Annotated in this window: 20 protein-coding genes; 6 read left to right on the top strand and 14 right to left on the bottom strand. The window is 63.2% G+C overall.

Translation table 11 applies throughout. The annotated features are described in order from the left end of the window. The 4 genes from M2320_RS03475 to rpsL all read right to left on the bottom strand — a co-directional run. The coding region (locus M2320_RS03475) for a GTP-binding protein (RefSeq protein WP_264596103.1) at nucleotides 1–91 on the bottom strand (91 nt) is incomplete at its 3' end. 30 nt (nucleotides 92–121) lie between these two features. Further along, a complete protein-coding gene (fusA, locus tag M2320_RS03470; protein ID WP_184430150.1) occupies nucleotides 122–2,197 on the bottom strand; it encodes an elongation factor G in 2,076 nt (691 codons plus the stop codon). An 11-nt stretch (nucleotides 2,198–2,208) separates the two neighbouring features. Beyond that, nucleotides 2,209–2,679, bottom strand: coding sequence for a 30S ribosomal protein S7 (gene rpsG / locus M2320_RS03465; RefSeq protein WP_184430149.1), 471 nt, complete (start codon nucleotides 2,677–2,679; stop codon nucleotides 2,209–2,211). Between the two features lie 12 nt (nucleotides 2,680–2,691). Then, nucleotides 2,692–3,063, bottom strand: coding sequence for a 30S ribosomal protein S12 (rpsL, locus tag M2320_RS03460; RefSeq protein WP_088520448.1), 372 nt, complete (start codon nucleotides 3,061–3,063; stop codon nucleotides 2,692–2,694). Nucleotides 3,064–3,754: 691 nt separating this feature from the next. Here rpsL and M2320_RS03455 point away from each other — a divergent pair. Together M2320_RS03455 and M2320_RS03450 are read left to right on the top strand one after the other, a co-directional pair. After that, nucleotides 3,755–4,174, top strand: a complete 420-nt coding sequence (locus M2320_RS03455; RefSeq protein ID WP_184430147.1) for a secondary thiamine-phosphate synthase enzyme YjbQ — start codon at nucleotides 3,755–3,757, stop codon at nucleotides 4,172–4,174. Nucleotides 4,175–4,398: 224 nt separating this feature from the next. Then, complete coding sequence (locus M2320_RS03450; protein ID WP_264596096.1) at nucleotides 4,399–5,589, top strand: acyltransferase family protein; 1,191 nt, start codon at nucleotides 4,399–4,401, stop codon at nucleotides 5,587–5,589. 183 nt (nucleotides 5,590–5,772) lie between these two features. Here the strand turns inward: M2320_RS03450 and parC are convergent, their stop codons facing one another. After that, the gene (gene parC / locus M2320_RS03445; protein WP_264596095.1) at nucleotides 5,773–8,019 is read right to left on the bottom strand and encodes a DNA topoisomerase IV subunit A; all 2,247 of its coding nucleotides are present in this window, start codon (nucleotides 8,017–8,019) and stop codon (nucleotides 5,773–5,775) included. Between the two features lie 253 nt (nucleotides 8,020–8,272). Here parC and M2320_RS03440 point away from each other — a divergent pair, with 253 nt between their 5' ends. Continuing rightward, nucleotides 8,273–8,497 carry a hypothetical protein gene (locus M2320_RS03440; protein ID WP_184430145.1) on the top strand — a complete coding sequence of 75 codons (225 nt, stop codon included), beginning with the start codon at nucleotides 8,273–8,275 and terminating at the stop codon, nucleotides 8,495–8,497. Nucleotides 8,498–8,550: 53 nt separating this feature from the next. Here the strand turns inward: M2320_RS03440 and recO are convergent, their stop codons facing one another. From recO to M2320_RS03410, 6 genes are all read right to left on the bottom strand, one after another. Next, entirely contained in the window at nucleotides 8,551–9,261 is a 711-nt protein-coding gene (recO, locus tag M2320_RS03435; RefSeq protein WP_264596102.1) for a DNA repair protein RecO, read from the bottom strand. A gap of 190 nt (nucleotides 9,262–9,451) precedes the next feature. After that, the gene (era, locus tag M2320_RS03430; protein WP_264596094.1) at nucleotides 9,452–10,351 is read right to left on the bottom strand and encodes a GTPase Era; all 900 of its coding nucleotides are present in this window, start codon (nucleotides 10,349–10,351) and stop codon (nucleotides 9,452–9,454) included. Then, nucleotides 10,348–11,055: a ribonuclease III gene (rnc, locus tag M2320_RS03425; RefSeq protein WP_184430142.1), complete on the bottom strand. Its 708-nt coding sequence runs from the start codon at nucleotides 11,053–11,055 to the stop codon at nucleotides 10,348–10,350. The genes era and rnc overlap by 4 nt, the downstream gene beginning before the upstream one ends. Next, nucleotides 11,052–11,807, bottom strand: a complete 756-nt coding sequence (gene lepB, locus M2320_RS03420; RefSeq protein WP_264596093.1) for a signal peptidase I — start codon at nucleotides 11,805–11,807, stop codon at nucleotides 11,052–11,054. The genes rnc and lepB overlap by 4 nt, the downstream gene beginning before the upstream one ends. Nucleotides 11,808–11,893: 86 nt before the next feature. Continuing rightward, on the bottom strand, nucleotides 11,894–12,295 hold the full coding sequence (gene acpS, locus M2320_RS03415; protein ID WP_264596092.1) for a holo-ACP synthase: 402 nt from the start codon (nucleotides 12,293–12,295) through the stop codon (nucleotides 11,894–11,896). Continuing rightward, nucleotides 12,292–13,038 carry a pyridoxine 5'-phosphate synthase gene (locus M2320_RS03410; RefSeq protein WP_264596091.1) on the bottom strand — a complete coding sequence of 249 codons (747 nt, stop codon included), beginning with the start codon at nucleotides 13,036–13,038 and terminating at the stop codon, nucleotides 12,292–12,294. Before M2320_RS03410 ends, acpS begins: the two co-directional genes overlap by 4 nt. 235 nt (nucleotides 13,039–13,273) lie before the next feature. Between M2320_RS03410 and M2320_RS03405 the strand changes: the two genes are divergently transcribed. Then, the gene (locus M2320_RS03405; protein ID WP_264596090.1) at nucleotides 13,274–13,600 is read left to right on the top strand and encodes a helix-turn-helix domain-containing protein; all 327 of its coding nucleotides are present in this window, start codon (nucleotides 13,274–13,276) and stop codon (nucleotides 13,598–13,600) included. Between the two features lie 3 nt (nucleotides 13,601–13,603). On the opposite strand, the gene M2320_RS03400 is transcribed toward M2320_RS03405, so the two are convergent. Together M2320_RS03400 and rpoZ are read right to left on the bottom strand one after the other, a co-directional pair. Then, nucleotides 13,604–15,784 carry a RelA/SpoT family protein gene (locus tag M2320_RS03400; RefSeq protein WP_264596101.1) on the bottom strand — a complete coding sequence of 727 codons (2,181 nt, stop codon included), beginning with the start codon at nucleotides 15,782–15,784 and terminating at the stop codon, nucleotides 13,604–13,606. A 140-nt stretch (nucleotides 15,785–15,924) separates the two neighbouring features. Beyond that, nucleotides 15,925–16,308, bottom strand: coding sequence for a DNA-directed RNA polymerase subunit omega (rpoZ, locus tag M2320_RS03395; protein WP_155445560.1), 384 nt, complete (start codon nucleotides 16,306–16,308; stop codon nucleotides 15,925–15,927). A gap of 440 nt (nucleotides 16,309–16,748) precedes the next feature. Here rpoZ and M2320_RS03390 point away from each other — a divergent pair, with 440 nt between their 5' ends. Further along, nucleotides 16,749–17,366 carry an NYN domain-containing protein gene (locus tag M2320_RS03390; RefSeq protein WP_184430137.1) on the top strand — a complete coding sequence of 206 codons (618 nt, stop codon included), beginning with the start codon at nucleotides 16,749–16,751 and terminating at the stop codon, nucleotides 17,364–17,366. Between the two features lie 39 nt (nucleotides 17,367–17,405). Further along, nucleotides 17,406–18,077: a uracil-DNA glycosylase gene (locus tag M2320_RS03385; RefSeq protein WP_264596089.1), complete on the top strand. Its 672-nt coding sequence runs from the start codon at nucleotides 17,406–17,408 to the stop codon at nucleotides 18,075–18,077. Nucleotides 18,078–18,274: 197 nt separating this feature from the next. Here M2320_RS03385 and M2320_RS03380 read toward each other — a convergent pair whose 3' ends face one another. Beyond that, nucleotides 18,275–20,377 (bottom strand): lytic transglycosylase domain-containing protein, encoded by a 2,103-nt coding sequence (locus tag M2320_RS03380; RefSeq protein ID WP_264596088.1) that lies wholly within the window; start codon nucleotides 20,375–20,377, stop codon nucleotides 18,275–18,277. Between the last annotated feature and the right edge of the window lie 152 nt (nucleotides 20,378–20,529).

The following is a 20,529-nucleotide window of genomic DNA, read 5'->3' as shown; positions in this document are numbered from 1 at the left end:
CGGCGGTCAGCGAGGTCTTGCCGTGGTCGACGTGACCGATGGTGCCGATGTTGCAGTGCGGCTTCGTACGCGTAAATTTTTCCTTGGCCATGGCCAATCTCCTTGATGGTTGTCAGATGCCTCAGGCGTATTTCGCTTGAACCTTGGCGGCCTCGTTGGCCGGCACCTGCTCGTAGTGGTCGAACTGCATGGTGAAGTTGGCGCGCCCCTGGGTGAAGGACCGCAGCTGATTGACGTAGCCGAACATGTTGGCGAGCGGCACCATGGCGTTGATGACATTGGCGTTGCCGCGCATGTCCTGGCCCTGGATCTGCCCGCGACGGGAGTTCAGGTCGCCGATGACGGAGCCGGTGTAGTCTTCCGGGGTCACCACTTCGACCTTCATGATCGGCTCGAGCAGCACGGAGCCGCCCTTCTGCAGCGCGTCGCGCATGGCGGCGCGCGAGGCGATTTCGAAGGCGAGGACCGAGGAGTCGACGTCATGGAAGGCGCCGTCGATCAGGGTGGCCTTGACGTCCACGACGGGGAAGCCCGCGAGGATGCCGGCGCCCATCACCGACTGGATGCCCTTGTCGACGCCGGGGATATATTCCTTCGGCACCGCGCCGCCGACGATCTGGCTCTCGAACGAATTGCCGGCGCCCGGCTCATTCGGCTCGAAGATGATCTTGACGCGGGCGAACTGGCCCGTGCCGCCGGTCTGCTTCTTGTGGGTGTAGTCGATCTCGACGCGCTTGGTGAGCTTTTCACGATACGCCACCTGGGGCGCGCCGATGTTGGCGTCGACCATGTAGGTGCGCTTGAGAATGTCCACCTTGATGTCGAGATGGAGTTCGCCCATGCCCTTCAGAATGGTCTGGCCGGATTCCGTGTCGGTCGACACGCGGAAGGACGGATCCTCAGCGGCGAGTTTTTGGAGAGCGATGCCGAGCTTTTCCTGGTCCGCCTTGGACTTCGGCTCGATCGCGATCTCGATGACCGGATCGGGGAATTCCATGCGCTCCAGAATGACTGGCTTCAGCGGATCGCAGAGCGTGTCGCCGGTGCGGGTGTCCTTGAGGCCGGCCAGAGCGACGATGTCGCCGGCATAGGCTTCCTTGATGTCTTCGCGGTCGTTGGCGTGCATGAGCAGCATGCGGCCGACGCGCTCTTTCTTGTCCTTGGTCGAGTTCAGGACGGTGGTGCCGGATTCGACCTTGCCGGAATAGACGCGGCAGAAGGTGATGGTGCCGACGAACTTGTCGTCCATGATCTTGAACGCGAGCATGGAGAAAGGTTCGCTATCCGAGGGATTGCGGACCATTTCCTCGCCGGTGTCCATGTTGACGCCCTTGATCGCCTCGCGGTCGACCGGGGACGGCAGATAGTACACGACCGCGTCGAGCAGGGGCTGCACGCCCTTGTTCTTGAAGGCCGAGCCGCAGAACACGGGATGGAAGGCGATCTTCCGCACGGCGATGCGGATCAGACGGTGCAGCGTCTCCTCGTCCGGCTCCTGGCCGTCGAGATAGGCGCTCATCACGTCGTCGTCCATTTCGACGGCGGCTTCGATCAGGAGCTGGCGATATTCTTCCGCCTTGTCCTTGAGGTCTTCCGGGATCTCTTCGTCATGATATTTGGCGCCGAGACCTTCATTGTCCCAGACCACCGCCTTCATGCGGACGAGATCGATGATGCCCTTGAAGTTCGACTCCGAGCCGATCGGCAGCTGCACGCAGACCGGACGGCCGCCGACGCGGGTCTTGATGTCGTCAACGCATTTGTAGAAATCCGCGCCGATCTTGTCCATCTTGTTGACGAAGCAGATGCGGGGGACATTGTACTTGTCGGCCTGGCGCCAAACCGTCTCGGTTTGGGGTTCCACGCCCTGGTTGCCGTCGAGCACGCACACCGCGCCGTCGAGCACACGCAGCGAACGCTCGACTTCGATGGTGAAGTCGACGTGCCCGGGGGTGTCGATGATGTTCAGGCGCTTGCCATTCCAGAAGGTGGTGGTGGCAGCCGAGGTGATCGTGATCCCGCGTTCCTGCTCCTGCTCCATCCAGTCCATGGTGGCGGCGCCCTCATGGACCTCGCCGATCTTGTGCGACTTTCCGGAGTAATACAGGATACGTTCGGTCGTCGTGGTCTTGCCCGCATCAATGTGGGCCATGATGCCGAAGTTACGGTAGTCTTCGATCGGATGACTGCGCGGCATGTCGTGATCCCTTACCAGCGGTAGTGCGAGAAGGCGCGGTTGGCTTCCGCCATGCGGTGCGTGTCTTCGCGCTTCTTCACGGCGGCGCCGCGGTTGTTGGAGGCGTCGAGCAGTTCGGCCGAGAGGCGCTCGATCATGGTCTTGTCGTTGCGGCCGCGGGCGGCCGTGATCAGCCAGCGGATGGCGAGAGCCTGGCGGCGCTCGGTGCGGACTTCGACGGGCACCTGATAGGTGGCGCCGCCGACGCGACGGGAGCGCACTTCAATGGCCGGCGCGACATTCTCGAGCGCCTGCTTGAAGACGCCGAGCGGATCGGCCTTGGCCTTGGATTCGATGATGTCGAACGCGCCGTAGACGATCTGTTCGGCGGCCGACTTCTTGCCGTCGTACATGATCGAGTTCATGAACTTGGCGACGATGACGTCGCCGAACTTGGCGTCCGGAATGACTTCGCGCTTTTCCGCGCTGTGACGACGAGACATGTTCGCTCCTAATTACTTCGGACGCTTCGCGCCGTACTTCGAACGACGCTGCTTACGATCCTTGACGCCCTGGGTGTCGAGCACGCCGCGCAGGATGTGGTAGCGCACGCCCGGCAAATCCTTGACGCGGCCGCCGCGGATCATGACGACGGAGTGTTCCTGAAGGTTGTGGCCTTCGCCCGGAATGTAGCCGATGACTTCAAAGCCGTTGGTCAAACGGACCTTGGCCACCTTGCGGAGCGCCGAGTTCGGCTTCTTCGGCGTGGTGGTGTAGACGCGGGTGCACACGCCACGCTTCTGCGGCGAAGCCTGCAGGTGGCGGGCCTTTTCGCGATAGGTTTTCGGTTGCCGCGGCTTGCGGATCAACTGGGAAATAGTGGGCATCCTTCGCCTTTCCGGACGAAATAGTTGAAGTGTTGAACAAGGCGAAACTTGCGCTCCGCCCCACCCCGCGACCGGCTTTCGGCTCCTCGAAGGGGCTTCAGCCAATAGCGAAACGCATAAGCGCCTTCGGCCATAACCCGGCCTCCGGCGCTTCCGAAGACAGAGGACCAAGGCGGATCACCCCAGTCGTGTCGATGGACGACCACTTACAAAACACGAAGCTTTGCGGGGCCGATTGACTCTTCAGTCGAAAAGCTGGTCGACAGCGTTTAGTCCGCCTGGGTCTCCAGCGCGGCGCCGGAGACATGCTGGGCTACAGCCTGTCTGAGTGGCCGTCGTATAGGCGGGACCTCCGCAAAGGTCAAATGAAATTTGCGTTTTTTGCTGAAGAACTCGGGCTCTCCCCTGGCTTGGCCGCGACTTTTCGCCTTGAACTCGACCTGCGCCGGACCTAACTTTACTTTATTGGGAGGAATGACATGCGCAATTCGGCGTCTGACGCCAGGGCGCAAGGCATGGATTCGGCGCCCGGCGCAGAATCGGGCGCGCCCCGCCAACGCGATCCGGCGGCGCGATTCGACGCCGCGCCAGACTGGGCGGAGTCCGAGCGCATGGCGATTCTCAATCGACTTTCCGCGCGCCTCGACCCTGCCCGGATGATCCGCCCGCACTGCGGATCAGGAGAAATCGCATGAAATCGTTTCGCAAGGAACTGTGGTTCGAAGTCCGGGGCCGCCGCGGCTTTGTCAACATCACCCCGCAGGTCGAGGCGGCGCTGCGCGAATCCGGCGTGCGGGAGGGGCTGTGCCTGGTCAACGCCATGCACATTACCGCAAGCGTGTTCATCAACGACGACGAGAGCGGCCTGCACCACGACTATGAGGTTTGGCTGGAGAAGCTGGCGCCGCATGAGCCGGTCTCGGGCTACCACCACAACCGCACCGGCGAGGACAATGCCGACGCCCATATGAAGCGTCAGGTGATGGGCCGTGAGGTCGTGGTCGCCATCACCGGCGGAAAACTCGACTTCGGCCCGTGGGAACAGATTTTCTATGGCGAGTTCGACGGCGGCCGGAAAAAGCGCGCGCTGATCAAGATCATTGGCGAGTGAAAGGGGACTGGATCGCATTGCGCGATCGGTTTCCGTCTTTTACCGCGCGCCAATGGGCGCAATGCGTTCCTGTCCCCGACCCAGGCACCATCCAACCCAAAACCTCCGGCCTAGCCGGGGCAGCCCTAACCTTTATGATCTTGGCAAGAGAATACCCAAGGGAAATAACGCAGAGTGAGTAGGCGTTGATATTAAACTCATAAATTGCAGCAATGAGCAAACTAATGAGAAAATACATTGGTCTTGAGGTAATCCGTGCGCTGGCAGCATTGCTTGTCGTCTACAATCACGTCTTCACTTTTGGCTTAGTGCCGAAGACTGGCCTTATAGAGCTGCCTACACAGTTCGCGACCGAAGCAGTCATTATCTTCTTCGTATTATCCGGGACGGTGATAACGCTTTCGGCGGAGCGAAAGTCAGCCACCGCGCCAAGCAGATTTGCCGCAACGATCAGTTACCTACAGGCTCGGTTACTGCGTATCTACCCAATTTATTTCTTCGGGCTCGTGCTTGCGACTATCGATCAAGCTTGGTTTGAGAACACTTGGACAACAGCCAGAGATTTTATAGGAAATGCCTTGTTTTTGCAGACGCTAGCTGGATACATAGTTCCGACGCCGCGTTATAATCCACCGCTTTGGTCGCTTGCGAACGAGGTTTTTTACTACTTGATATTCGCAGTTTCTTTCTACTGTACGCGTGTAATCGTCGTGTGGGCTATTGTAGCGTTTCTCTGCGCCGTATTCCTCTACCCGCCACACTTCGGAGGCGTCCCCGCTCATCTCGTATTCGTATTAGGTCTATCGCTTCCTTGGATCATGGGGCACTGGATCGCAGCGTGGCGTGATCACCTGCCGCGGGTCTCCGTCCCGCTCGGCTTCGCCTTCTTTGTGATCGGCCTGTGCTACGCGCGCGTCCAGCTCACAAGCGAATACTATGATGCGTTTCGGCTTACAGCCTTCGGGGCATGCTGCTGCCCGCTGATCCTTTCTCTCATCCAGAACCCTGTGGTGGTCGAAAAGGAACCGCAGCATCGCGCCTGGCGATTCTTGGTGTCGCTGATTGGTATCTCGGCCCTGTGGGCCTTCTCACCGTCGCTCTTTGTCGTCAAGGTTGGACTCACGGTGCTGAGTCTCTTGTTCTCGGCGCTGAATGTTGAGCACATTCAGACTGGCCTCACCTGCTTTCGCGCCCTTGTTCCGGCGCTATCCTATGTGGGATCGATCTCCTACGCGCTTTACGTTCTGCACGCTCCGCTGATCTTCATCGTCAATCACATGCTCGCGAAATCCTCCGTGACTGTACGACTCGCGGTATTCGGTGCCGTGGCCCTTGCGCTCTCTCACCTAATGGAGCGGGTCATTCAAAAACGGTTGACCACACGCGGATGGACACCTCGCCTAGAGTCCACCTAATCCGCTGCATTGATACAACAACCAGCGCGCGGTCGTCGTTATCACAAGGGCTTGCCCTAGTGATATGACCGAAGCACGGCTGGAGAAGCTACCACGGGGCCGGGGACAGGAACGAATTGCGCTGCAACATGTCGCCTCATGAGCTGACGATCCGCGCGCAATTCGATCCAGTCCCCTGGGTTGTTAGCCAAACTTGTTGTTCCTGGGGAAGTTTTTGGGCGGCAGACGGCCGGCGTCGGCGCGCGTCCCCAACCATTCCGTGAGCGCGTCCCTGGCCACATTGTAGGTGCGGCCCGACGTATCCACCCAGGACAGCCCGGCGTCCAAGGTGAACGTCTTGATGTCGGAGAGACCGCCGTCCTTGTAGCGTTGCAGCCGCACGCCTTTACCGCGGGTCATTTCCGGGATTTCAGACACGGGGAAGCAGAGCAATTTGCGATTCTCGCCGATCGCCGCCACCGTGTCGCCCTCGACCGGAACGATGAAGCGCGCCTTGCCCGGCGCCTCGACGTTGAGCAGCATCTTGCCCTTGCGGGTGTTGGCGATCATGTCGTTTTCGGCGGCGACAAAGCCGCGCCCGTCGCTCGACGCCACCAGCATTTTGCCATTGGGCCGATGCACGAACACCGCCGCGACATCCTCGCCGTCGTCGATTTCCGCCAGCAGGCGGATCGGCTCGCCGGCGCCGCGTCCGCCCGGCAGTTTTGACGCATCGAGGGTGAAAATCTTGCCGTCGGTCGCCAGCACCATGATTTTCGAAGTGGTCTCGGCGAAGAACGAGACGTGCAGGGCGTCGTCGCCCTTGTATTGCAGGTTGGCGAGGTCGGACACCTGCCCTTTGAGCGCGCGAATCCAGCCCTTTTGCGTCACAACAACCGTAATGGGCTCGCGCTCGACCAGCACGTCGGTGAGATCGAAATTTTCCGCCACCGCCGGCGGCGCTTCAAAGGTGGTGCGGCGCTTGCCGATCGCCGTCAGCGGCCCCCATTTCTTCTTGATCTCGCGAATCTGCGCGGTGATCGCCTTCCACTGGCGCGGCTCCTCGCCGACCAGCAATTCCAGCTCGCCCTTTTCGCGGGTGAGTTCGGCGTGCTCGTCGCGCAGCTTCATCTCTTCCAGGCGGCGCAGGGCGCGCAGCCTTGTGTCGAGGATGTAATTGGCCTGGTTGTCGGTGAGGTCGAAGGTGGCCTTCAACACGTCCTTGGGCTCGTCCTCCTCGCGGATGATGCGGATCACCTCGTCGAGATTGAGGAAGGCGATGATCATGCCCGCCAAGACTTCGAGGCGGCGCTCGATCTCGGCGAGACGGTAGCGCGAGCGGCGCAGCAGCACGTCGCGGCGATGATCGAGCCATTGCCGCAGCGCCTCCGGCAGCGACAAGACTTTTGGAATCACGCCGTCGGCGAGCACGTTCATGTTCATGGCGAAGCGGGCTTCCAGCTCGCTCATCCGGAACAGGCTCTCCATCATCACGTTGGGATCGACGCTGCGCGTGCGCGGCTCCAGCACGATGCGCACGTCATCGGTCGATTCGTCGCGCACATCGGCGAGCAGCGGCAGCTTTTTCTCATTGACGAGTTCGGCGAGCTTTTCGATCAGCCGCGACTTTTGCACGCCATAGGGGATTTCGGTGACGACGGCGTTCCAGGCGCCGCGCGCGCCCTCCTCCTTGGTCCAGCGCGAGCGGATGCGGAACGAGCCGCGGCCCGTCGCATAGGTCTCGATGATCGAGTCGCGGGAATCCACGACAATGCCGCCGGTCGGGAAATCGGGGCCCTGGACGAAGGTGCACAGGTCCCGCGCGGAGGCGTTGGGGTTAGAAATCAGATAGAGCGAGGCGTCCAGAAGTTCGGCGACATTGTGCGGCGGAATCGAGGTCGCCATGCCCACGGCGATGCCCTGCGCGCCATTGGCGAGCAGGTTCGGGAAGGCGGCGGGCAGCACCACCGGCTCCTTGGTGTCGCCGGAATAATTGTCGCGAAAATCAATGGCGTCTTCGTCAATGCCTTCGAGCAGCGCGCGGGCGACTTCGGTCATGCGCGCTTCGGTGTAGCGATAGGCGGCGGCGCCGTCGCCGTCGATATTGCCAAAATTGCCCTGCCCGTCGACCAGCGGATAGCGCGAGGAAAAATCCTGGGCGAGACGCACCAAAGCGTCATAAATCGCCTGGTCGCCATGGGGATGGAACGAACCCATGACGTCGCCGACAATTTTCGCGCATTTTTTGAAGGGCGCGCCCGGGTCGAGCCGCAGGATGTGCATGCCATAGAGGATGCGGCGATGCACGGGTTTTAGGCCGTCACGAGCGTCCGGCAGGGCGCGGCCCATGATGGTCGACAGCGCATAGGCGAGGTAACGCTCCTCGAGCGCGTCGCGCAGATTGACGGGCTGGTTGATCTCAGCCGGAGGCGGAAGATGAGCGCGGGCCATAGGCTCCAGATTTACAGTAAGGTTTGGGTTCGCGCCGCGCTTGCGGACGCTTTTTGCGTTCTTGACCTGTAGAGCAGGCGCCGACTCAGTTCAAGTTCGCGCTTCGTTCCTTTGCTCGATTTTTCCGGCTTGTGGCGATTTCGCACTAGCCTCGCCGGCGCGTGGGGACTAGAACTTGGATGCTTCGCATGTGCGAAGCGATTTAAGCGTCGCTTCAAGGCGATAAAGCCAGAGCTTTTCGGCAGAGGCCCAGATGAAAATTTCGCAAGCGCTTGCGCCGGCAGTTGTCCTGCTGGCGTTTGGCGTCGGAGTCGGTACGGCGTTCCTCGTGCAACGCACGGCGACCGCTGAACCCAATGCGCAGCAAACCGTCCAGATCGATTCTTCCAGCGTGTCCGCGATCTGCGAGGACCGCGAGGTGGAAATGGACGAAGGCTACGCGATCACCCGTAAGGAAAAGCGCCGCGTTTGCCATTGAGGCGCGCGACGACGCTCAAGAGCGGCCCTCCGGGGCCGCTTTTGATTCGTGGGTCATAGCGTGGCGATATAGGTCGCGCGCGAATCCGGCTGTTTCAGACCGCGCGGGGCGAAAATGTCGCGGTCGAGGAAATAGCCGGTGAGCCGCAGGGCGGCGCGCAGATCGTCCGGCGACGCCGGAGTTTTGAGATCGCCGCGCAGAAAAGCGGGCAGCGGCAACAGCTTTTCCGCCCAGGGCGCGCCGGCTTCGCGACTCACGGCCCGGCCGCTTTTCGGCGAGACATAGATCAGGTCGTCGGTCGCGCCCGTCGCCGCGCATTTTTGCAGATCGAGGCCGAATCCCAATTCCGAGAGCACGGCGAGTTCGAAGCGCACGAACAGATTTGGCGCCAGGGGATCGCCGAGATGCGCGAGCAGGGCCGCCGCCATTTCGAACAGGTTTTGGTGGGGCTCGCGCTCGGGCAGCAGCCGCAGCAGGGCGGCGAGCCAGTTCACCCCATGCAGGGCGCGCACATCCGCCATCAGCAGATGGGTGCGCAGCGTGAACGGCTCCACCGTAAAAGCGCCGATATGCTCCTCCAGCCGGGCGCGCCAGGTGACGGCGACCTCGTTGCCGGGCTGAAGCACGGGCTGCATGCTCTTGGAGCGCCCGGAGCGCACGACGCCGACATGACGGCCGTGCTCGCGCGTCATCACCTCAAGGATGACGCTGGTCTCGCCATGCTTTTTCACGCCCAGGACAAGGGCGCGCTCGGACCATTCCATACTGCCGCCGCCGCCCCGCCCCTCTTGTGAGGCCGAAATATTGAAGCCGCCATGGCCGTCCCCGGACTTGATCCGGGGATCAGTCCCGGCCATCCATGCGGCGCCGCAACGCGAACTGCCGCAGAATGATCTCTCGCGGGTCGGCGTGGATGCCCGGGACAAGCCCGGGCATGACGTGCGTGTATGCCGGCTATTTCTTCGGGAACTCGAGCCCCATTTCGCGGTAACGCTCGGGATCGTCGCCCCAATTTTCGCGCACCTTCACGAACAGGAACAGATGGACCTTCTGTTCCGCCGCTTCCATGATCTCTTTCCGCGCGGCGGAGCCGATGCTTTTGATGGTCTTGCCGCCCTCGCCGATGACGATCTTCTTCTGGCCCTCGCGGGTCACATAAATCGTCTGCTCGACCCGCGCGGAGCCGTCCGGCTGATCCTTCCACAATTCGGTCTCGACCGTGGACTGATACGGCAGTTCGTCGTGCAGCCGCTCGAACAGTTTTTCGCGGGTGATTTCCGCCGCCAGCGAGCGCAGCGGCGCATCCGAGACCTGATCCTCGGGGTAGAGCCATGGGCCCTCGGGCATGAAACCGGCGAGCTTCTTCAGGAACGTCTCGGTGCCATGGCCCCGCAGCGCCGAAATCATGAAAGTCTCGACGAACTGGGCCTTGGCGTTCAGATCAGCGGCGAGGCCCAGCAGCTTTTCGTGCGCAATCGTGTCGATCTTGTTGAGCACGAGGATTTTCGGCGCCTTGATCTCCGACAGCTTGGAAAAAATCGCCTCGTTTTCCTCATCAAAACCTTTGCGGACGTCGACCAGCAGGCAGACGACATCCGCATCCCCTGCCCCGCCCCAGGCGGAGGTCACCATGGCGCGGTCGAGCCGGCGCTTCGGCGCGAAAATGCCGGGCGTGTCGACAAAGATGATTTGCGTCTGCTCCTGCAGGGCGATGCCGCGCACCAGCGCCCGCGTCGTCTGCACTTTTCGCGAGACAATCGACACTTTGGCGCCGACCAACTGGTTGAGCAGGGTCGATTTTCCGGCGTTGGGAGCGCCGATCAGCGCGGCGAAGCCGCAACGAGTTTCCGTCATGTCGGGTCTGTCACCCCTTCGCGGGCGAGAAAGGATTGGGCCGCCGCCTGTTCGGCGGCGCGCTTCGAGCCGCCCCGCGCCTCGACCGAGTCGAAACCGGGGATGACCACTTCAATGATGAATTGCGGCGCGTGGTCCGGCCCCGAGCGCCCCGCCATTTTGTAGAGCGGCGGCGTCAGGCCGCGCGCCTGCGCCCACTCCTGCAACATGGTTTTGGGGTCGCGCAGCGGGCGCGTGGGATTGCGCATCTTTTCGGAAAACGCCCGCTCCACCAAAGCCTGCGCCGCGGCGAAACCGCCGTCGAGATAGACCGCGCCGATGATGGATTCGCAGATGTCGCCGAGCAGCGCCGATTTCTTCTTGCCGCCGCTCTGCGCCTCGCCGTCTCCCAGCCGCAAAAAATCGCCGGCGCCCCATTCGCGAGCGATGTCGGCGCAAGTTTCTTTCCGCACCAGAACCGCGAGGCGGCGCGAAAGCTCCCCCTCCTCCGCATCCGGAAAATTTTCGCACAGCATCCCGGCGACGGCGAGGCCGAGCACGCGGTCGCCCAGGAATTCCAGCCGCTGATAGGAATCCGTGCGGCGCACCGAGGGTGACGGCGCCAAAGCGCTGATATGGGTGAGCGCGCGGGTGAGATGGGACGCATCGGCGAAGACATGGCCGATGCGCGCCTCAAGCTCCGACAGATCCTTGCCTTTGCTCATCTGACCGCGTGGAACATCCGATTCAGCCGCAGGGTCCAGGGCCAGCGCCAGAATTCATAGGCCGCCGCGCCATCGCCCACGGAGAAGAAAGTGACTTCCGCGCGGCCCTCGAGGTTTTCGAACGGCACATAGCCGACGCCGCCCTGATCCGGCGGAACGCGCGAATCCGTGGAATTGTCGCGGTTATCGCCCATCATGAAATAATGGTTCGGCGGCACCACGAACGGCCCGGCATTGTCATTAAAACCGTCGTCGCCCTGGATTTCGATGATCGTGTGCGAGACGCCGCCGGGCAGCGTCTCCTTATAGGTCGGCACCGGCCCGTAATGGCCATAAAGGTCCTCGGTCTGCACCTTTTCGATCGGCTCGCGCGGCACGATCTCGTCGTTGATGTAGAGGCGGCCCTTCTTGATCTCGATCTTTTCGCCGGGCAGGCCGATCACGCGCTTGATATAATCGGTCTCGTTGTCGCGCGGCAGCTTGAACACCACGACATCGCCGCGCTTGGGCGGGGAGGCGAGCACGCGGCCGTTGAACAGCGGCGGCCCGAAGGGAACGGAATAGCGCGAATAGCCATAGGCGTATTTCGACACGAACAGATAATCGCCGATTTCCAGCGTCGGGATCATCGAGCCCGAGGGAATGTTGAAGGGCTGGAACAGGAAGGTGCGCACCACCAGCGCGATGGCCAGCGCCTCCAGGATCACGACGATGGTTTCGCCGAGTCCCTCTTTTTTCTTCGCGTCAGTCATGGCTCCGCCCGTATTGATGCTTTCGTCGCAGGTATTGCGGGTTTTCGTGGGGAAAGGCAAGGTCCCATGGCGCCGCGCGACGCGGCTCAGCGCGCCTCGATCAGGACCTGCGCCTGCGCATAGGGGTATTCGTCGGTCAGAGTCAGATGGATGTGGGGCGTCGCGCCGGGCGCGAGGCGCGCGCACATGTCGGCGAGCAGCGTCGCCGCCGCGCCGGTCAGCACCACGCCGGGTTTTCCGGCCGCGTCATTGACGACGCCGATGTCGCGAAACCAGACGCCGCGCGCCAGACCTGTGCCCAAAGCCTTGGCGCAGGCTTCCTTCGCGGCGAATCGCTTGGCGTAGGTTTCCGCGCGCCGCGCCCGCCCCTCGGCTTTTTCGCGCTCGATGTCCGTAAAACAGCGGCGGACGAAGCGGTCGCCGTATTTTTCCAGCGCGCGCTCGATCCGCCTGATGTCGCAGAGATCGACGCCGAGGCCGAGGATCATGCGCCCCGCCCTTCCGCGATGGCGGCGATCATCTGCCGGATCGAGGCTTCGAGGCCGATGAACACCGCTTCGCCCACGAGATAATGGCCGATGTTGAGTTCGGCGATTTGCGGCAAGGCGGCGATGGTGCGGGCGCTGTCGAAATCGAGCCCATGCCCGGCGTGGCATTCCAGCCCCAGCCTTTCGCAGGCCGCCGCCGCGGTGCGCAGCCGCTCGAACTCGGCTTGCGCCTTGTCGGTTTCGCCCAGCATCAGCGCGTGACACCAGGCGCCGGTGTGGAGTTCGACCACGGGCGCGCGGATTTCGACGGCGGCTTCGAGCGCCGCGATCGAGGGCTCGACGAACAGCGAGACCCGCACGCCTTCGCGATTCAGCTCGTCGACGAAGGGAATCAGGTGTTTCTTGCCGCCGATGACGTCGAGGCCGCCTTCGGTGGTGCGCTCCGTGCGCTTTTCCGGCACCAGGCAGCAGGCGTGCGGTTTGACGCGCAAGGCGATGTCGAGCATCTGCTCGGTCGCGGCCATTTCGAAATTGAGCGGCGCCGGCAGGTCGCGCAGGCGGCGCATGTCCTCGTCGACGATATGGCGGCGATCCTCGCGCAGATGCGCGGTGATGCCATCGGCGCCGGCCGCCAGCGCCAATTGGGCCGCGCGCACCGGATCGGGAACAAAGCCGCCCCTCGCATTGCGCAAGGTGGCGACGTGATCGACATTCACCCCGAGCCGAATTTTCCGCGCCGTCATCGTCCCGTCCTTTCCTCTATGCGCCCCGTCATAGGCCGGCCCGGCCGGATCGACAACGCGCCTTTTCGCGGCGACGCCACAAGAGGCGCCCGCAAGTTGGCGCCGAGATTCGCGCCCATAATCCTACGCTACGTAACGACCGTAAGTTGACGTTAAACGGAAACGGCCTCAAGTTCAGAACCCGTTCAGGTTTAAACGTGCGTTATTGTGGCCGCCCATTGAGTTGAACCCAGCCATGAGCGAGATCGATATTGTTGTCGGCGCGCGATTGAGAGAAAAGCGGTTTCAAGCGCGGCTGAGTCTCGCCGAGCTCGCCGCGCGCATTGGCGCGACCTCGGCCCGCGTTCTGCGTTTCGAGGACGGCCAGGAGCGGCTTCCGGCGCACATGCTGGCGGAATTCTGTCGTGCGCTGGAGGTGAACCCGGCCGAGATCTTTGCGCTGAAGACCGGCAAGCCGGAGCCCGCCCCGGCTCACGAGGGCGACCGACGCGAGGCCGGCGGCTTGAGCGCTCTCTCGGCCTTGAAAATGGCGGCCGACGCGCGCCGCGCCTCGGAGTCCTGATCTTTACCCGATCACCCGCTCGACCCTGTGCACCATCGGAAGAGCGCGGATGCGGGTGATGATGTTGGTCAGGTGTTTCAGGTCGAACACCTCGACTTCAAACGTCATCTCGCGGAAATCCGGGGAAATCTTGTTGAAGGCGACCTCGTCGATGTTCGCGCCGGTCTCGCCGATCAGATTGGCCACCGCGCCCAGGCTGCCCGGCTCGTTGATGGCGGCGACCACGATCCGCGCCGGGAACAGCTCCGGCGCGCCCTCCATATCCCAGCGCACGTCCAGCCAGCGCTCCGGCTGGTCGTCGAATTGCTCGAGCGCCGAGGACTGAATCGGATAGATGGTGACGCCCTCGCCGGGGGTCAAAATGCCGACGATGCGGTCGCCCGGCACCGCGCCGCCATCGGGCGCGAAACTGACGGGCAAGTCGCCGCGCAGGCCGCGGATCGGCAGCGCCGAGACGCCCGAGCCCGGCGACTTGAACTGCATGCCCGAGGCCTTCTGCATCTTGAACCAGCCGGGATCGGGCCGATGGGCGCCCGCCGTCTTGCGCTCCTCCTTGAAATCCGGATGGACGGCCTTGACCACATCGCCGGAAAACATCTCGCCGCGTCCGACCGCCGCCAGCACGTCCTCGATGTTTTGCCGGGCGAGTCGCGGCAGCGCCAGCTTGAGCTTGTCGTCGGCGAACGGTTTTCCGGCGCGCTCGAAGGCGCGCAAGACGATCTGGCGGCCAAGCCCCGCATATTGCGCGCGCACCGCCTCGCGCGAGGCGCGGCGAATGGCGGCGCGGGCCTTGCCGGTGACGGCGATGCTTTCCCACGCGGCCGGCGGGGTCTGGCTTTCGGCGCGGATGATCTCGACCTCGTCGCCATTGGACAAGGGCGCGAGCAGCGGCGCGAGCCGGCCGTTGATCTTCACCCCGACCGCCGAATTGCCGACGCTGGTGTGGACCGCATAAGCGAAATCGATCGGCGTCGCCCCGCGCGGCAAAGCGATCAGGCGCCCGTTGGGGGTGAAGCAGAACACCTGGTCATGGAACAGCTCGAGCCTTGTGTGCTCCAGGAATTCCTCGGGGCTGTCGCCTTCCGCGAGCATGTCGATGGTGCGCTTGAGCCATTGATAGGCGCTGCTCTCATGCGACAGCGCCGGGGCCACCCCGTCCTTGTAGAGCGCATGCGCCGCAATGCCGTTGCGGGCGATATTGTGCATTTCGTGGGTGCGCACCTGCAATTCGACGCGCTGGCGGCCCGGGCCGACCACCGTGGTGTGGATCGAGCGGTAATCATTCTGTTTCGGCGTCGAAATATAGTCCTTGAAGCGCCCGGGGACCATCGGCCATTTGGTGTGGACGACGCCGATCACCCGGTAACAATCCTCGACCTCGTCGACCACGACGCGAAAGCCGAAAATATCGGACAATTGCTCGAAGGCGACGGATTTGCGCTCCATCTTGGCCCAGACGGAATAAGGCTGTTTCTGCCGCCCGCGCACCTCCGCCTTGATGCCGCGCTTGCGCAGCTCCTCCGACAGCTCGGCCTCGATGGCGCCGATCAGTTCGCTGTGCTCGCTGCGCAGATCGGCGAGCCGGGTCGAGACCAGGGCGAAGGCTTCGGGATTCAGATGTTTGAACGAGAGATTCTCCAGCTCGTCGCGCATCACCTGCATGCCCATGCGTCCGGCGAGCGGCGCATAAATGTCGAGCGTCTCCTGGGCGATGCGCGCCCGCTTCTCCGGCTTGACGAAATGCAGGGTGCGCATGTTGTGCAGCCGGTCGGCGAGCTTGACCAGCAGCACCCGGACGTCCTCGGCGATCGCCAGCAGCAGTTTGCGGAAGTTTTCCGCCTGCTCCGCCTTTTTCGAAACGAGATCGAGTTTCTTCAGCTTGGTCAGCCCATCGACCAGCGCGCCGATTTCGGGGCCGAAAATATCGTCGATCTCGCCGCGCGTCGCGGCGGTGTCCTCGATCGTGTCGTGCAGCACGGCGGCGACGATGGTGGCGTCGTCGAGCTTCATCTCCGTGAGGATGGCCGCGACTTCAAGGGGATGGGTGAAATAGGGGTCGCCGGAGGCGCGGGTCTGCGCGCCATGGGCGCGCATGGCGTAGACATAGGCGCGATTCAGCAGATCCTCGTTGGCGCCGGGGTTGTATTTGCGCACGCGGTCGACGAGTTCGTACTGACGCATCATTTCGAGGAAATTCTCCGGGAATTCCCAAATGGTAGCGACCGCGGCGCGGTTGACGCAACAAAAAAGCGGAGATCGCATGCGATCTCCGCCAAAACTGTCCGTGCTTGCGCGCGAGAAAAGGTGCGCTTGCGCCCGAGAACCTATTCGGAATCGTCGTCGGTTTCGGCCGGCGGCACCAGACCTTCGAGACCGCGCAGCAGATCCTCTTCGGTCATGCGATCGAACTGCACGTCGCCGGCGAGATCGCTCGACGGGGTGACGAGCGCGGGCACAACCTCCGCCTCGGGCTCGTCGACTTCGACGTGCTTTTGCAAGGAGTGGATGAAGTCTTCCTTCAAATCTTCGGGAGCGATGGTGGAATCCGCAATTTCGCGAAGCGCGACGACCGGATTTTTGTCATTATCCCGGGGCACGCTGATCTGAGCGCCGGACGAGATCATCCGGGCGCGATGGCTGGCGAGCAAAACGAGATCAAATCGGTTGTCGACCTTGTCGATGCAGTCCTCGACAGTGACGCGAGCCATGCTGGCGCTCCTAAGGCAAAGGTGAATGGGGACTCATCGTCCCTGTTAGTGTGGGATGGGCGGGAAAGCAAGTTTTATCGAATCCGCATGCGACGCCCCGCCGCAACCCTTACGGCCGCTGTTTGACCTACGACAATCATGTCGGATTTGTAACAAATTCTTTTGCCAGGAACCACAATTCGGTCTTTTTTGTTCTTTATCGCACCCCATGTATTTGACGCAGATCAAAGGCTGCGCCATATCACAACCACAGCGGGAATTTGTCGCCGTATTGCTAAAATCGATTATGTCGTACGACGCCCGAAGTCCCACGCATCATAGGCCTTGAGGACGCTTTTGCCAGTTTGCTTTTCTCGCGATTTGAAGTAGTCACCGCCTAGCAGGTGACACTCTCCCGCCGGAAACGGCACATTCGAATAGATCGGAAACGGAAACCTATAATGGCAGACCCAGAACGCATCGCCCTATTTATTGACGGCGCGAACCTGTACGCGACGGCGAAATCATTAGGGTTCGACATCGACTACAAACGCCTGCTGAAAGAATTCCAGGGCAAAGGCCGCCTGCTGCGCGCCTTCTACTACACGGCTTTGGTCGAGGATCAGGAATACTCGTCCATTCGCCCGCTGATCGACTGGCTGGACTATAACGGCTACGCCGTCGTGACCAAGCCGGCCAAGGAATTCGTGGACGCGCTCGGCCGCCGCAAGGTCAAGGGCAACATGGACATCGAGCTCGCCGTCGACGCCATGGAAATGGCCGATCACATCGACCATATGGTGCTGTTCTCCGGCGACGGCGACTTCCGCTCGCTGGTCGAGGCCGTGCAGCGCAAGGGCGTGCGCGTCTCCGTGCTCTCCACCATCACCACGCAGCCGCCGATGGTGGCCGACGAACTGCGCCGCCAGGCCGACGAATTCGTCGATCTCGTCCATCTCGCCAACAAGATCGGCCGCGATCCCGCCGAACGCACCGACCGCATGCAGCGCTTCCAGGAGCGTCGTCCGGCCGCGCCGATTCCGACCCATGCGCATCAGGAAGAAACGACCGAAGACTGATCGGTTGTTTCCCAACGCCATCATGCGAAGGCGGGCCTCATGTCGCTGACAGCGCCCGCCTCGCCGAATTTCAATTGCGCTCTGTGCCCGCGACTCGCGGGCTTTCGCGTTGAAAACCGCCGCCTGCTGCCGGACGGTTTCAACGGGCCCGTGCCGAGCTTCGGGCCGCTGACCGCGCCCCTGCTTATCGTCGGCCTCGCCCCTGGATTGCGCGGCGCCAATTTCACCGGACGCCCGTTCACCGGCGACTACGCCGGCGATCTGCTCTATGCTGCGCTGCTGAATTTCGGCTTCGCCTCAGGCGTTTATGCCGCGACTCCGCGGGATGGCGTGCAACTGTTCCATTGCAGAATTACAAATGCGGTGCGATGCGTTCCGCCTCAGAACAAGCCGACGCCTCAGGAGATCACAACCTGTCGTTGTTTTCTGGCGCAAGAAATGGCCGCCATGCCGGGCTTGCGCGCCCTGCTCTGCCTGGGGCGCATATCGCATGACAGCGCGGTGAAAGCTTTGGGGTTGCGCGCCAAGGACGCCCCGTTCGGCCATGGCGCGGTCCACAGGCTCGCCAGCGGGCTCACGCTTTACGACAGCTATCATTGCTCCCGCTACAATACCAATACGGGCGTGCTGACGTCACAGATGTTCGATGCGGTGTTCGAGAAGATCGTCGCTGATTTGAAGATTGGCAGCCGTGAGTCCGAACCGGCCTAGGGTTGATCGCCATCCTCAAACCGTCATTGCCAGCGAAGCGAAGCAATCCAAGAAGCCGTTGCATGCGTCACAGAAGCCGTTGCACGCATCACAAAAGCGACAGGCGCGCGTCGCTTCGCGAGTGGATTGCTTCGCTTCGCTCGCAATGACGGCATCAAGATTGAAGCCGAACAGCAAGGACTTGGGCGGCGCCGCGCCTATTGGTTCGACGCCACTTTCTGGCGCAGGTCCGCGCTGTAGAGATTGGCGCGCTCGCCGAGCAGGGCGCGGTACATGTGCAGGTTTTCGACCACGCGCTGCACGTAATTGCGCGTCTCCGTGAACGGGATGCGCTCGACCCAGTCCACCGGATCGACCTTGCCGTCGCGCGGGTCGCCATAGGCCTGAATCCATTGCGCGACATTGCCGCCGCCGGCGTTATAGGCGGCGAAGGCGAGGACATGAGAGCCCTTGTATTCCGCCAAGAGCTCGCCAAGGTGGAAGGCGCCGAGCTGGGCGTTGAACGTGGCGTCGCTGCGCAGCTTGGCCTCGTCATAGGCGACGCCGGCGCGCTTGGCGGCGCCGCGCGCGGTCGGCTCCATCATCTGCATCAGCCCCATGGCGCCGACGCCCGAGCGCGCGGTGGCCTTGAAGGCGCTCTCCTGCCGCGCAATGGCGAGCACGGTGGCGCGCGGCGCGGATTTTTCCGCCAGCGGCCGGAAGTCGGGCGCGCCATTGGTCGGCCAGGCGAGCATCGGCAGTTTGACGCCCCGGCTCAACGCCGATTTGCCGGCGAGCAGCGCCAGATTCGGGTCGACCTGCGCATCCAGAATCTTGGCCAGAGCCGCCATTTGCTCGGCGGGCAGGCTGGCGCTGGCCTCGAGCGCCAATTGCCGCGCCGCATCCTTTTCGCCGAGGGCGAACAAAAGTTCGGCGGCGCGCACCGGCTCGGCGCGGGCCTCGCCGATCGGCGGTTCGGGCGGGGTCGCCAGCGCCAGCGGCTCCTCGCCGAAGCGCGCGCGGGCGAGCTGGCCGTAATAAGTCTCGCTCTCGCCGGCGGCGCGGGCGAACAGCGGCTTGGCGTCGCCGCCGCGCGCCTCTTCGACGCGGCCGCGCCAATAGGCGGTCCGGGCGATGCTGGCGGGGGTGCGGGCGATTTTCGCCATGGCGTCGAAATGCGGGGCGGCCAGAGCGGGATCGTCGAGGAAGCGCAAGGCGATCCAGCCGGCGTGGAATTCGGCCTCGAGCCGCGCCTCCTCGCCGCAGGCGGCATGGGCGGCGGCGATCTCGTAGGCGCCCTTGAAATCCTTGGCGTCCAGGAGTTTTCTGGACAACAGCCGGCGCTCGACCCACCATTCGTCGCCGCTGCGCGCCTCGGCCTCGCGCGGAACCGTGCGCAGCAGTTTTGCCGCCTCTTCGATCTTCTCCGCCTTGCGCAAGGCGTGGACGCGGGCGAAGCGCAGGATGGGGTCGTTGCGGTCGCTTTCCGCGATTTTCGCCGCGGCCTTCGACGAGGCCGCGCCTCCGGCGATGTCGGCGGCCGTGCGCAAAACCGCCTCGCCCGATTTGCCGGAGAGAACCGCCGCGCGGCTCGCCGCCGCCTTCTGCTCGCGCAGCCACAGGCGGCCGGCGCGGTAGAGGTGGTCTTCGTGGGTCAGCGCCCCGCCAAACCGTTTCAGCAGACGCTTTTCCATGGCCGGCGTCAGGTCGGCCGTGCGCCAGATCTTTCGCGCCAGCTCCGCGCCGCCCTCGTCCTGCAGCAGCGCCATGGCGAGGTCGCCCGCCGGGCTGGTCGCGGGAAAGGCGGCGAGATAGGTCTTGGCCTTTTCCGGATTGATGTCTTCCGCGCCGGCCAGTTCTTCGGCGTGGCGGCGCAAAGCGGCGGAGGGCCAGTCGGAATGGGCGGTGAGAAAGTCGCGGAGGCGGGTCAGCCCGGCTTCCGCAGGTTTTGTGCGCAGAAAAACCCATTCGACGGCGGTGCGGACCAGCGGATCGCGGGTGGCGAGCGCGGCGTCGCCGCCGACGCGGTCGCCGTCGTGATAGGCGCGCAAAGCCTGGGCGACGCCGGCGAGATCATGGCTCGGCTCGCCGGCGGCGGCGGGAATTTCGCTGGGCGCGACGGGCGCGTCCGGCGCCTGCGCCACGGTCGGCGCGTTCTGTTCGGGCGCGGCGGCGGGCGTCGGCGTCGTCGGAAGCTGCGGCGCGTGCGCGTGCTGCGCCGGCTTGCGCAGCACGGAGGTCAGCAGCGACGGAACCGCCGCGCCGACCAAAAAAGCCGCCGTCGACAGAGCCGTCAATTTCCAGACTTGCGCGTTTCGCATCTTTGGCGCCGCTCCCTGTGCGCAGCCTGCGCGCGTGAGGTTAACGAAGTCTTAAGAGGGCGCGCCCCCTTTTCGCCGGGACGCTCACGGTCTATGACAGCCCTTTAACGGCGAAAAGCGGCGCGGTTGAGGCGCCATTCACAGGGACGTGA

It is taken from the genome of Rhodoblastus acidophilus, from assembly GCF_025961575.1.
GTDB classification, from domain to species: domain Bacteria; phylum Pseudomonadota; class Alphaproteobacteria; order Rhizobiales; family Beijerinckiaceae; genus Rhodoblastus; species Rhodoblastus acidophilus_C.
Note: the sequence above shows the minus strand (reverse complement) of the source record. Positions and strands in the feature narration are given on the sequence as shown.

Excerpts from the sequence above, each read along its gene's own strand:
- M2320_RS03390 (WP_184430137.1), top strand. The coding sequence starts at position 16,749 with ATGGCAGACCCAGAACGCATCGCCCTATTTATTGACGGCGCGAACCTG.
- rpsL (WP_088520448.1), bottom strand. The coding sequence starts at position 3,063 with ATGCCCACTATTTCCCAGTTGATCCGCAAGCCGCGGCAACCGAAAACC.
- M2320_RS03380 (WP_264596088.1), bottom strand. The coding sequence starts at position 20,377 with ATGCGAAACGCGCAAGTCTGGAAATTGACGGCTCTGTCGACGGCGGCT.
- M2320_RS03440 (WP_184430145.1), top strand. The coding sequence starts at position 8,273 with ATGAAAATTTCGCAAGCGCTTGCGCCGGCAGTTGTCCTGCTGGCGTTT.
- parC (WP_264596095.1), bottom strand. The coding sequence starts at position 8,019 with ATGGCCCGCGCTCATCTTCCGCCTCCGGCTGAGATCAACCAGCCCGTC.
- M2320_RS03405 (WP_264596090.1), top strand. The coding sequence starts at position 13,274 with ATGAGCGAGATCGATATTGTTGTCGGCGCGCGATTGAGAGAAAAGCGG.
- rpoZ (WP_155445560.1), bottom strand. The coding sequence starts at position 16,308 with ATGGCTCGCGTCACTGTCGAGGACTGCATCGACAAGGTCGACAACCGA.
- fusA (WP_184430150.1), bottom strand. The coding sequence starts at position 2,197 with ATGCCGCGCAGTCATCCGATCGAAGACTACCGTAACTTCGGCATCATG.
- acpS (WP_264596092.1), bottom strand. The coding sequence starts at position 12,295 with ATGATCCTCGGCCTCGGCGTCGATCTCTGCGACATCAGGCGGATCGAG.
- M2320_RS03400 (WP_264596101.1), bottom strand. The coding sequence starts at position 15,784 with ATGATGCGTCAGTACGAACTCGTCGACCGCGTGCGCAAATACAACCCC.
- recO (WP_264596102.1), bottom strand. The coding sequence starts at position 9,261 with ATGGAATGGTCCGAGCGCGCCCTTGTCCTGGGCGTGAAAAAGCATGGC.
- era (WP_264596094.1), bottom strand. The coding sequence starts at position 10,351 with ATGACGGAAACTCGTTGCGGCTTCGCCGCGCTGATCGGCGCTCCCAAC.
- M2320_RS03455 (WP_184430147.1), top strand. The coding sequence starts at position 3,755 with ATGAAATCGTTTCGCAAGGAACTGTGGTTCGAAGTCCGGGGCCGCCGC.
- rpsG (WP_184430149.1), bottom strand. The coding sequence starts at position 2,679 with ATGTCTCGTCGTCACAGCGCGGAAAAGCGCGAAGTCATTCCGGACGCC.
- M2320_RS03385 (WP_264596089.1), top strand. The coding sequence starts at position 17,406 with ATGTCGCTGACAGCGCCCGCCTCGCCGAATTTCAATTGCGCTCTGTGC.
- lepB (WP_264596093.1), bottom strand. The coding sequence starts at position 11,807 with ATGACTGACGCGAAGAAAAAAGAGGGACTCGGCGAAACCATCGTCGTG.
- rnc (WP_184430142.1), bottom strand. The coding sequence starts at position 11,055 with ATGAGCAAAGGCAAGGATCTGTCGGAGCTTGAGGCGCGCATCGGCCAT.
- M2320_RS03410 (WP_264596091.1), bottom strand. The coding sequence starts at position 13,038 with ATGACGGCGCGGAAAATTCGGCTCGGGGTGAATGTCGATCACGTCGCC.
- M2320_RS03450 (WP_264596096.1), top strand. The coding sequence starts at position 4,399 with ATGAGAAAATACATTGGTCTTGAGGTAATCCGTGCGCTGGCAGCATTG.